This window comes from Microbacterium umsixpiens (genome assembly GCF_053543675.1).
The window spans coordinates 19888-30679 of the sequence record NZ_JBLVOH010000040.1 but is presented as its reverse complement, the minus strand read 5'-3'; the positions used below and the strand labels follow the sequence as shown (position 1 = coordinate 30679).

The 10792-nt window shown below is 71.7% G+C and carries 9 protein-coding genes; 5 read left to right on the top strand and 4 right to left on the bottom strand.

Annotation, left to right across the window (positions count from 1 at the left end):
- The 5 genes from ACNPM4_RS04470 to paaZ all read left to right on the top strand — a co-directional run.
- Positions 1-920, top strand: a 920-nt coding sequence (locus ACNPM4_RS04470; protein ID WP_448984833.1) for a dihydrolipoamide acetyltransferase family protein, incomplete at its 5' end; no start/stop codon positions are given.
- Between the two features lie 126 nt (positions 921-1046).
- On the top strand, positions 1047-2237 hold the full coding sequence (locus tag ACNPM4_RS04465; RefSeq protein ID WP_448984832.1) for a thiolase family protein: 1191 nt from the start codon (positions 1047-1049) through the stop codon (positions 2235-2237).
- Complete coding sequence (locus ACNPM4_RS04460) at positions 2237-2992, top strand: enoyl-CoA hydratase/isomerase family protein (protein ID WP_448984831.1); 756 nt, start codon at positions 2237-2239, stop codon at positions 2990-2992. Before ACNPM4_RS04465 ends, ACNPM4_RS04460 begins: the two co-directional genes overlap by 1 nt.
- Positions 2989-3858: a 3-hydroxyacyl-CoA dehydrogenase family protein gene (locus ACNPM4_RS04455; protein WP_448984830.1), complete on the top strand. Its 870-nt coding sequence runs from the start codon at positions 2989-2991 to the stop codon at positions 3856-3858. The genes ACNPM4_RS04460 and ACNPM4_RS04455 overlap by 4 nt, the downstream gene beginning before the upstream one ends.
- A gap of 11 nt (positions 3859-3869) precedes the next feature.
- The gene (paaZ, locus tag ACNPM4_RS04450) at positions 3870-5954 is read left to right on the top strand and encodes a phenylacetic acid degradation bifunctional protein PaaZ (protein WP_448984829.1); all 2085 of its coding nucleotides are present in this window, start codon (positions 3870-3872) and stop codon (positions 5952-5954) included.
- Positions 5955-5973: 19 nt separating this feature from the next.
- Here the strand turns inward: paaZ and ACNPM4_RS04445 are convergent, their stop codons facing one another.
- From ACNPM4_RS04445 to ptsP, 4 genes are all read right to left on the bottom strand, one after another.
- Entirely contained in the window at positions 5974-6618 is a 645-nt protein-coding gene (locus tag ACNPM4_RS04445) for a TetR/AcrR family transcriptional regulator (RefSeq protein ID WP_448984828.1), read from the bottom strand.
- 51 nt (positions 6619-6669) lie between these two features.
- Entirely contained in the window at positions 6670-7098 is a 429-nt protein-coding gene (gene paaI, locus ACNPM4_RS04440; RefSeq protein ID WP_448984827.1) for a hydroxyphenylacetyl-CoA thioesterase PaaI, read from the bottom strand.
- A 112-nt stretch (positions 7099-7210) separates the two neighbouring features.
- Positions 7211-8506: a hypothetical protein gene (locus ACNPM4_RS04435; protein ID WP_448984826.1), complete on the bottom strand. Its 1296-nt coding sequence runs from the start codon at positions 8504-8506 to the stop codon at positions 7211-7213.
- Positions 8507-8654: 148 nt separating this feature from the next.
- A partial coding sequence (gene ptsP, locus ACNPM4_RS04430; protein WP_448984825.1) for a phosphoenolpyruvate--protein phosphotransferase occupies positions 8655-10792 on the bottom strand: 2138 nt, incomplete at its 5' end.

Here is a 10792-nt window from a genome sequence, read left to right as displayed (position 1 = left end):
CCCCCGCCCTCGCTGCATCCGCCCGCCGCCCGGTGGCCGTGCGCTCCCCCCTCGTCCGTCGCCTCGCCCGCGATCTCGGCCTCGACGTGCACGCGATCGCCGCGACCGGCCCGGACGGAGCGATCACCCGCGCCGACGTGCTGCAGGCCGCGGTCGAGAACGCCGTCGACGGCGCCGCCGCGCATCACCGCGCCGCGAACGGGACGGGTGAGTCCGTCGACGGGCTCGACGTCGTCTCCCGCGAGCGCATGTCGCCGCTGCGGCGCGCGGTCAGCGCGAAGCTCACGCGCAGTCGCACCGAGATCCCCGAGGCCACCGTCTGGGTCGACGTCGATGCCACGTCGCTGTGGGAGCTCCGAGCGCAGATGGCCCCGGAGGGCGGCAAGGCCCCCTCGGTCACGGCACTGCTCGCGCGCTTCGTCCTGCTCGCCCTCGAGGACTACCCGGTGCTGGCCTCCCGACTCGACGAGAGCGGCGAGGAGCTGATCTCGTTCGACGGCGTGAACCTCGGAATCGCGGCGGACACCGAACGCGGACTCCTGGTCCCGGTCGTCCCCCGTGCGCACGCCCTCACCGTGGAGCAGCTCGATGCGGCACTGCGCGAGCTCACCGCCACGGCCAGAGCAGGCACGATGCCGCCGGAACGCCTGCGCGGCTCGACCTTCACCCTCAACAACTACGGCGGGTTGGGTGTCGACGGCTCGGCGGCGATCATCAACTACCCGGACGTCGCCATCCTCGGCATCGGCCGGATCATCGAGCGGCCGTGGGTCGTCGACGGGGCGATCGTCGCGCGTCGTATCGTGCAGCTGTCGCTCGCGTTCGACCATCGCGTCTGCGACGGCGGGTACGCGGCGGGATTCCTGCGGCGCGTCACCGAGCTCATCGAGCATCCGCTGCGCGCGTTCGTGCGGGTCTGAGACCGCCCGAAGCCCCTCGGGCCGACGCGGCGCGTGTGCCATAATTACCATACGATCGGTCAGTAATTCCTGGCCATGCGAGAGGGCGACGGCCCCTCGCCGAGACGACGAAGTCAGGAGATCCGCATGACCGAGGCATTCCTCGTCGGAGGGGCGCGCACCCCGGTCGGGCGCTACGGCGGCGCGCTCGCCACCGTCCGCCCCGACGACCTCGCCTCGATCGTGGTGGCCGAAGCCGTGCGTCGGGCCGGCATCGATGCGACGCAGATCGACATCGACGAGGTGATCCTGGGCGCGGCGAACCAGGCCGGTGAAGACAACCGCAACCTCGCGAGGATGGCGGTGCTGCTCGCCGGGCTCCCCGACAGCGTCCCGGGCATCACGGTGAACCGGCTCTGCGCTTCGGGCATGTCGGCCGTGACCATGGCCGCGCAGGCGATCCGCGCGGGCGATGCCGACCTCATCGTCGCCGGCGGCGCTGAGTCCATGACCCGTGCGCCCTGGGTGCAGGCCAAGCCCGAGAAGGCCTGGTCCAAACCGGGCGCGGCCTTCGACACCTCGATCGGCTGGCGCTTCCCGAACCCCCGCCTCGTCGCCCGCGACAAGGCGACCTTCTCGATGCCCGAGACCGCGGAGGAGGTCGCCCGGATCGACGGGATCACGCGTGACGAGGCCGACGCCTTCGCCCTGCGTTCGCAGCAGCGCGCCGCCGCCGCGATCTCGACCGGACGCTTCGTCCCCGAGATCGTCGGCGTGCCGACCGCGGCCGGAGAGGTGCTGGTCGACGAGGGCCCACGACCCGAGACCACGCTCGAGGCGCTCGCCCGACTGCGCCCCGTGGTAGCCGGCGGCCAGGTCGTGACGGCCGGGAACTCCAGCGCCCTCAACGATGGAGCCTCGGCGATCGTCGTGGCCAGCGGCGAGGCGGTCGAGCGCCACGGTCTCGTGCCCCGCGCCCGGATCGTCGTCGGCACCAGTGCCGGTCTCGCACCGGAGGTCATGGGCCTCGGCCCGGTGCCCGCGACGCAGAAGGCGCTCCACCGCGCCGGACTCACCATCGACGACATCGGCTCCGTCGAGCTCAACGAGGCCTTCGCCACACAGTCGATCGCCTCCATCCGTCGGCTCGGCCTCGACGACGAGCGCGTCAACGCCGACGGCGGGGCCATCGCCCTCGGCCATCCGCTCGGCTCGTCCGGCTCCCGCCTGCTGATCACACTGCTCGGGCGCATGGAGCGCGAGGGCTCCCGGTACGGACTCGCGACCATGTGCGTGGGCGTCGGTCAGGGTGCGGCCGTGATCCTGGAGAAGGTGTGATGCCCGCCCCGGCGAATCCCGAAGAACCGTTGCTCGTCGAGCGGCACCCCGACCGTGTGGTCGCCACTCTCAACCGTCCGCACAAGCGCAACGCGATCGACCAGGCCACGATCGATGCCCTGCACCTCCTCTGCGATGAGCTCGAGGAGACCCCGCGCACCCTGATCCTCGTCGGTGCCGACGGCGTCTTCGCGGCCGGCGCCGACATCGCCGAACTGCGGGAACGCCGGGCCGCCGACGCGCTGCGCGGCATCAACGCGCACGCCTTCGTCCGGGTCGCCGAGCTGCCGATGCCGGTCATCGCAGCGATCGACGGCTATGCCCTGGGAGGCGGCGCCGAACTCGCCTACGCCGCAGACATCCGCATCGCCACACCCGCACTCGCGATCGGCAACCCGGAGACGGGCCTCGGCATCCTCGCCGCCGCCGGCGCGAGCTGGCGGCTGAAGGAGATCGTCGGCGACGCCAGGGCGATCGAGCTGCTGCTCACCGGGCGCACGGTGAGGGCCGAGGAGGCGCTGCGCATCGGTCTCGTCTCGGCGATCCACGACCCCGAGGAACTGCTGGCTGCGGCCGAGGCGATCGCCGACCGGATCGCCCGCAACGACCCGGCCGCCACCATCGCGACGAAACGGGTGTTCCGCGCGCCCCGCGACCGCCACCCCGCCGCCGATCTGGAAGCCCAGGCCGAGCTCTTCGAGAGCCCGGAGAAGTTCCGACGCATGATCGACTTCCTGGAACGGAGAGACCGATGACCGAGGCCACGCCCCACGCTCCCGCGCACGTCGGAGTGCTCGGCGGCGGGCGCATGGGCGCCGGCATCGCCCACGCGTTCCTTCTCGCGGGTTCGCGCGTGACGGTCGTCGAACGCGATGCGGATGCTGCCGCGGCAGCCGCCCACCGCGTGCTCGAATCCGTCGACGCCTCGATCGCCCGCGGCACCGCGGCCGAACCGGGAGACGCCTACCGGGCACGCTTCGACGCGAGCACGGATGTCGCGCTGTTCGCGCCGTGCGACCTCGTCGTGGAGGCCGTGCCCGAGGATCTGGCCTTGAAGGTCGACGCCCTCACTCGCGTCGAAGCGCAGATCGGACTGGACGCCGTCCTCGCCTCGAACACCTCGTCGATCTCGATCGATGAGCTCGCCGCAGTGCTGGACCGTCCGTCGCGCTTCCTCGGAATGCACTTCTTCAACCCGGTGCCCGCGTCCACCCTGGTGGAGATCGTGCGCGGCGCGGCCACCGCTCCCCCGCTCGTCGACGATGCGAGGGCCTGGGTGCACGCCCTCGGCAAGACGCCGATCATCGTGGCCGATGCCCCCGGGTTCGCGTCGTCGAGACTCGGCGTCGCGATCGGCTTGGAGGCGATCCGCATGCTCGAAGAGGGCGTCGCCTCCGCCGAAGACATCGACGCCGCGATGACCTTGGGCTACAAGCATCCGGTCGGGCCGCTCCGCCTCACCGACATCGTCGGGCTCGACGTGCGGCTCGGCATCTCCGAATACCTCGCCGCGAACCTCGGCGAACGCTTCGAACCGCCGGCTCTGCTGCGCCGCCTCGTCGCCGAGGGCCACCTCGGACGCAAGAGCGGACGCGGGTTCTACGAATGGGACGCCTCATGAAGGGAACTGACATGACCGAGATCCTCCCCAGCTACCTGCAGGGATCCTGGTGGTCGCCGGCTGCCGACGCCGAGCCGACCGAGGTGCGCGACGCCTCGACGGGCGAGATCGTCGCCCGCGTGTCGACCGAGGGCATCGACCTCTCGGCGGCTCTCGCCTACGCCCGCACCGCGGGGCAGGCTTCGCTCGGTGAGCTGACCTTCCACCAGCGCGCGGTGCGGCTCAAGCAGCTCGCGCTCGCGCTCACCGAACGCAAGGCGGAGCTGTACGAGATCTCGAGCCGGACGGGCGCGACCGCACAGGACTCGTGGGTCGACATCGACGGCGGTATCGGCGTGCTGTTCGCTTACTCCAGCAAGGGCCGGCGAGAGCTGCCGAACGCGAAGGTCTACATCGACGGCGCGGTGGAGAACCTGTCCAGGGACGGCTCGTTCCTCGGGCGCCACATCTACACCCGGCTCCCCGGTGTCGCGGTGCAGATCAACGCGTTCAACTTCCCGGTCTGGGGCTCGCTGGAGAAGTTCGCGCCCGCTTTCCTGGCGGGTGTGCCGACCGTCGTGAAGCCCGCGACCCCGACCGGGTACCTCGCCGAGGCGATGGTGCGGATCATGGTCGAGTCCGGTCTGCTGCCCGAGGGCTCGCTGCAGCTCGTCTCGGGCAGTGTTCCCGGTCTCTTCGACGAACTGCGGCTGGGCGATCTGGTGGCGTTCACCGGATCGGCGTCGACCGCCGAAGGGCTGCGTGCCCACGATGCGGTTCAGACCGGTGGCGTGCGCTTCACGAGCGAGACCGACTCCATCAATGCGTCGATCCTCGGGACGGACGCCGTCTCGGGCACGCCCGAGTTCGACGCGTACATCAAGCAGCTCGTCGCCGAGATGACCAGCAAGGCAGGACAGAAGTGCACGGCGATCCGACGCGCGATCGTGCCGGTCGGTGCCGTCGACGACGTGATCAGCGCGGTGCGGGCACGACTGTCCGAACGCATCGTGCTCGGCGACCCTCGGGCGGAGGGCGTCACGATGGGCCCGCTGGCCTCGACCGCCCAGCGCGACGAGGTGCTGCGCCAGGTGGCACGGCTGCAGGACGGCGGTGGCGAGCTGGTCATCGGCTCGACCGATGCTCCGGACGTGCGACACAGCGACGGAAGTCAGGGGCCCTCTCCGGATGGCGCCTTCCTCGCGCCGATGCTGCTGCGCTTCTCCGACCCGCAGAGCGCGGCGGTCAACGAGATCGAGGCGTTCGGCCCGGTCTCGAGCATCGTCGGCTATCGCACCCTCGACGAAGCGAGCGCCCTGGTCGCCCGGGGCGGTGGCTCCCTGGTGACCAGTGTCGCCACGCACGACCCCGAGGTCGCCGTCGCGCTCGCCACCGGCATGGCCGCCTACAACGGACGCGTGCTGTTCCTCGATCGCGACGACGCCCGCAGCTCCACGGGCCACGGCTCTCCGCTGCCGAACCTCGTGCACGGCGGCCCCGGCCGCGCCGGCGGTGGCGAGGAGCTCGGCGGCATCCGTGCCGTGCTGCACCACATGCAGCGCACCGCGGTGCAGGGCTCGCCCGCGATGCTGACCGCCCTGACCGGGGTCTGGCATCAGGGCACGGTGGCGCGTCCGTACCAGGAGAGCGGGGGCGTCCACCCCTTCCGTAAGTCGCTGGCCGAGCTGCGCATCGGCGATCAGGTCGCGAGCGGCTCCCGCACGGTGACGCTCGAAGACATCGAGACGTTCGCGGCGTTCACCGGCGACACCTTCTACGCGCACATGGACGAGGCATCCGCCGCCGCGAACCCGTTCTTCCCCGGTCGCGTCGCCCACGGCTACCTGCTCGTGTCGTGGGCTGCCGGCCTCTTCGTCGACCCGGCGCCCGGTCCCGTCCTCGCGAACTCGGGCTTGGAGAACCTGCGCTTCCTGACCCCGGTCTCCCCCGGCGACGAGATCCGCGTCGAGCTCACCGCCAAGCAGATCACTCCCCGCGAGACCGACGAGTACGGCGAGGTGCGCTGGGACGCGGTGCTGAAGAACCAGAGCGACGAGATCGTCGCCACGTACGACGTGCTCACCCTCGTCGCGAAGGAGCAGGCCGCAGCCGCCTGATCCCCGGCGGGCGCGCCGGTCAGGAGACCGGGGCGCTCGCGGGATCGTCGGATCGTCGGCGCAGACCGTCGAGGGCGATGGCGACGACGTCGTCGGCGAGCCGATCCGCGCCCTCGCGGCCGCCCGGTCGGTACCACTCCACGATCGAGTTGATCATTCCGAACGCCAGGCGGGCCACGACGCTGGCGTCGATGTCGGCGCGCAGCGTACCTTCGGCCTGTGCTTCCGAGACGAGCGCGGTGATCCGGCGGTCGAACGCGCGACGTCGAGTGAGCGCACGGCGCTCGACATCGGTGTTGCCGCGCACTCGCAGCAGGAGCGTCACGGAGGGGAGCTGGTCCACCAGCACGTGGACGGCACCCCGGAGGACGTGCTCGAGGCGGGCGACCGCGCGGGAATCGTCACGATCGACGGTGGCCGGGAGCGGGTCGTCCACCACGGCCTCGAGCCCCCCGAGCGCGGCGTCGAGGGCGAGGTCGAGCATCTCGTCCTTCGATCCGAAGTGATGGTAGATCGCCGACTTCGACAGGCCGAGCCGCTCGGCCAGCATGCCGATCGAGGTCGCGTCGTACCCGTGTTCGTTGAATGCGGCGACGGCGACCGCGAGGATGCCCTGCTGGTCGTACCCGGGGCGGCCTCGTCGCGTGCTCTGCATCTCGGACATCCCCACAGTCTCGCATCGGATCGCGCTGTCGGCCGGGAGCGGCAGCACGGGTCAGTAGGTCTGGTCGGTGGTGCGCGAGCGACCACGGAACTCCGCGACCGGATCGCCGAGTTCGTCGACGACCGTCACGTCGTAGATGCCGGAGCGGCCGCTGCGGGTGCGCCGCACGGCCGTCGCGGTCAGCGTCTGTCCGGCGACGGTGGATTTCAGGAAGGAGATGTCGGCGCCCGCGGCCACCGTGACCCGATCGTCCTCGTTGCAGGCGATCGCGAAGGCCGTGTCGGCCAGGGCGAAGACGAAGCCGCCATGGGTGATGTGGAACCCGTTGGTCATGTCGTCGCGCACGCGCATCGAGACCACGGCGTGTCCGGGATCGTCGCGTTCCACGACGAGGCCCAGCGAGGCGGAGGCGCGGTCTCGCTCCATCATGGCGCGGTTGGGGCGCACAGAGTCCGTGGCCTGCGGCGTCGCATCCGTCATCGTCGACCTCCTCGTCGCGCGGATGCCACCGCAGCAGCGCCCGACAGGCCCATACTAACTGACCGATTGATCGGTAAAGAAGGGTGGTCCGCGGCGGCTCGCCGCACGCGGGTCAGCCGAAGACCAGCGGCTTTGCGAGCGTGGCGTCGTCGACCGTGATGCCGGTGATCACCGCGGCGGCGTCGGCCGTCGAGTCACGATCGAGGCGGAACCGCATCACGACGCCCTCGCGGCTGGACCACTCGTAGAAGTACTCGCCCGACGAGACGATGCGCAGTGCCGTCCCCTCGGGGAAGGCGGCTGCCGCGGCGCTCAGGGGATCGCCGACTCGCACACCGCCGGCGGACGGAAGCGACGCGCCATCGTGGGTCAGGTCCCCTGCGACGTTCGCGATGCCGACGGAGACCCCGGCCACGACGGTCGACTCGTCCTGCGTCCAGAGCACCAGCGAGGCCGACCCATCGGCCGAGATCAATCGCGTCGGCGCCCCTGGCCACTCGGACTCCGCGACCCGTGCTCCGGGCACGGCGGCGATCGCCTCATCGAGCTCGACGCCCAGGCGCACCGGGCCGACCCCCGCCGTCGTGATCTCCCACTCGCTCCAGGGCGCCGCGGCGTCGGCGGCGGGGACGTCCACGGGAACGGGCGGGTTCTCCGTCAGCTCGTCGATCAGCTTCGCCCGCGCCTCGCTCGCGCGATCCCGCAGCAGCGCTGCGGCGGCCTCCGTGTCGAACGCGGGCTCGCCCGTGAAGGGCTGCCACATCTCGACGACCACGTTTCCGACCGAGGAGTAGGTCTTGTAGAGGGAGTGACCGTCGCCGCCCGGGTAGGTGAGGACCAGGGATCCGGCGATGGCGCGGACGCCCCCGTCGCCCTCGGCCGTCGACGAGGCGAAGGAAGAAGGCGCCCCGCCGAAGGTGAACTCACCGCACTGCTCCGCGGCTTGGGCGTACTGGTCCATGCGCGCCGTGGCGGCCGCTTCATCGGCGAACTGCATCACGTGGAGCCAGCCGTCTCGCCCTTCGGAAACGGTCGTCGTCCACGTGACGGACCGTGCACCGATGGAGCCCAGCGAGGCTTCGGCGTAGACCGCGTTGCAGATGGAGGGATCCGGCTCGTAGCCGCCCCCGTCGGACACCTGGATCAGGGAGGGCACCGCCGGGCTGACGTCACCCACATCGGGAAGCAGACCGGAGATCTCCTCGGCACTCAGCAGGAACCAGTCCAGCTCGTCGCCGACGAAGGCGATGGGTCCGGCATACGGGTCGGGAGCCGGGGATTCCGGCGCGGCCGTGGGCTCGGGTGTGGGCGTGGACTGCGGAGTCGGAGCGCACCCGGAAAGAGCCGCCAATGCCCCGACCGCGACCACACCGATCAGGCCCTGCACGAACGTCCTCGACCGCGACATGTCCCACTCCGATCCACACTCGGCGCCGGCATCGGCGCACCCCCGTGCAGCCGAGCCTAGAGCCTCGCCCCGGGCATCTGAGGCGCTCGTTCCACGTCGAGATCAGAATGAGATTCTGCACATGCCGGAGCACGCATATGCGGTGCGATCACCGAGCGTCGGCACGCTGCAGAGCGGCGGCGCCCACGGCCCTGGCCTCGTCCGCGGTGGCGGCCTCGAGCACGGCCTCGGCGGCGCGACGGCACTCCTCCTCAGTCACATCGCGGAGCGCCTCCGCGACTCGTCCGAGCGACCTCGGGGTCATCGAGAGCGAGGTGACCCCGAGCCCCACGAGCACCGGAGCGAGGGTCGGGTCCCCACCCGCCTCTCCGCAGACACCCACCGGCTTCCCCGCCGCACGCCCCGCCGCTCCGACCACGCCGATCAGGCGCAGCACCGCGGGCTGCCACGGATCGTTCAGATCACCCAGGTCGCTGAGCAGCCGATCGGCGGCGAGCGTGTACTGCGCGAGGTCGTTGGTTCCGAGGCTCACGAAGTCGACCACCTCGAACAGCTCGGCGGCGAGAAGTGCCGCCGACGGTGTCTCGATCATGATGCCGACGCGGCCGATCCCCGCCGCACGCGCGAGATCGGCGAACTCCCTGGCCTCTTCGACGGTGGCCACCATCGGGGCCATCACCTCGACCTCGGCCGGCTCCTCGGCCGTGGCGAGCGCGAGCGCGCGCAGCTGGTCCGCGAGCAGCTGCGGCCGGCGGCGCGCGATCCGGAGTCCCCGCACGCCGAGCGCCGGATTGTCCTCCTCGTCGGAGTTCGCGAACGGGAGGGGCTTGTCGCTCCCCGCGTCCAGCGTGCGCACGACGACCTTGCGATCGGGGAATGCGGCCAGGACACCGCGGTAGGCGGCGGTCTGCTCCTCGACCGTCGGCGCTTCGGTCCGGTCGAGGAAGCAGAACTCGGTGCGGAACAGGCCGACGCCCTCCGCCCGTGCCGCCGCGGCGTTCACGGCATCCGGAGCACCGCCCACATTCGCCAGCAGGGCCACGCGGTGCCCGTCGGCGAGCCGCCCGGATCCGTCGAACTCGACGACGGTGGCGGCGGCCTGTGCTTCGGCGACGCGGGATGCCGGCGGATCGACCTCTACCGTGCCGCGCCCGCCGTCGACGAGGAGCGTCGAGCCGACCGGGATGCCGACCGCGCCGGTGACGCCGACGACGGCGGGAAGACCGAGCGATCGCGCGATGATCGCGGTGTGCGAAGTCGGTCCGCCCTGTTCGGTGACGAGCGCGACGCAGTGCCCTCCGGCGAGGGCCGCGGTGTCGGCGGGCGCAAGGTCCGTCGCGACGAGCACGAACGGCTCATCGCGCTCGGGCGCCCCGGGCATGTCGACCTGGAGGATCTCGGCGATGATCCGGTCCCGCACGTCGCGGATGTCGGCGACACGCTCCGCCATCCGGCCCCCCAACGCGGCGACACCCTTCTCGTGCGCCGCTGCGGTCTCCCAGATCGCGCGCGCCGCACTGCGGCCCTTCGACCGGACGAGCGCCGTCGCCTCCGAGACCAGCTCGGGGTCGGAGGCCAGCAGGCGCGACGCATCGAGGATCGCCCTGGTCTCCCCCGTCGCCTGAGACGTCCGTGCGCGCAGCTGATCCGCCACGGCCACGGCGGCCCACTCGATCGCCGAGACCTCGGCGTCGCGGTCGGCCGAAGCGACGACCTCGCCCGCCTCCGGTTCGCCGACCGCCGGCGCGAGGTGCACGAGCGGTGCGGCCACGCGACCGGGACTGACACCGCGGCCCCGCAACACCGCGCCGGACGCGATGACGGGCGCCGGGGCGTCGGAGAGCGGGGCGGTGGATCCCGAGGCCGCCGCAGCCGCCGTCGGTGCTGCTTCGTCCGTCCCCTCGCCGAAGCCGTCGTCGAACAGCGCGGACAGCTTCTCCAGCACCGCGTCGGCTTCCGGGCCGCGCGCGACCAGCTCCAGTTCGTCGCCCTGCCGAGCCCCGAGTATCAGCAGTCGAGAGAGGCTCGCGGCCGGCGCGTCGGGACCGTCTGGTAGACGACGCAGCCGCACATCGGCCCCCGCCGAGGCTTCGGCGATCAGCGCGGCGGGGCGCGCATGGATGCCCAGCGGATTGCGCACCCGCACCCGTCGGACGATCTCCTCGCCGGTCGGCCCCCCATCCTCTGCGACACCGGATGTGGTCTCGGCGTCGGGCGACGGCGCCGCGTCGTCAGGCACCCCGAGTTGCCCGGTCTTCGCGCCGAGTGCGGCGGTCGCTTCCGCCG

What these genes read in the sequence shown, in the direction of transcription:
- ACNPM4_RS04465 (WP_448984832.1), top strand. Translation starts at nt 1,047, where the DNA reads ATGACCGAGGCATTCCTCGTCGGAGGGGCGCGCACCCCGGTCGGGCGC.
- ACNPM4_RS04460 (WP_448984831.1), top strand. Translation starts at nt 2,237, where the DNA reads ATGCCCGCCCCGGCGAATCCCGAAGAACCGTTGCTCGTCGAGCGGCAC.
- ACNPM4_RS04455 (WP_448984830.1), top strand. Translation starts at nt 2,989, where the DNA reads ATGACCGAGGCCACGCCCCACGCTCCCGCGCACGTCGGAGTGCTCGGC.
- paaZ (WP_448984829.1), top strand. Translation starts at nt 3,870, where the DNA reads ATGACCGAGATCCTCCCCAGCTACCTGCAGGGATCCTGGTGGTCGCCG.
- ACNPM4_RS04445 (WP_448984828.1), bottom strand. Translation starts at nt 6,618, where the DNA reads ATGTCCGAGATGCAGAGCACGCGACGAGGCCGCCCCGGGTACGACCAG.
- paaI (WP_448984827.1), bottom strand. Translation starts at nt 7,098, where the DNA reads ATGACGGATGCGACGCCGCAGGCCACGGACTCTGTGCGCCCCAACCGC.
- ACNPM4_RS04435 (WP_448984826.1), bottom strand. Translation starts at nt 8,506, where the DNA reads ATGTCGCGGTCGAGGACGTTCGTGCAGGGCCTGATCGGTGTGGTCGCG.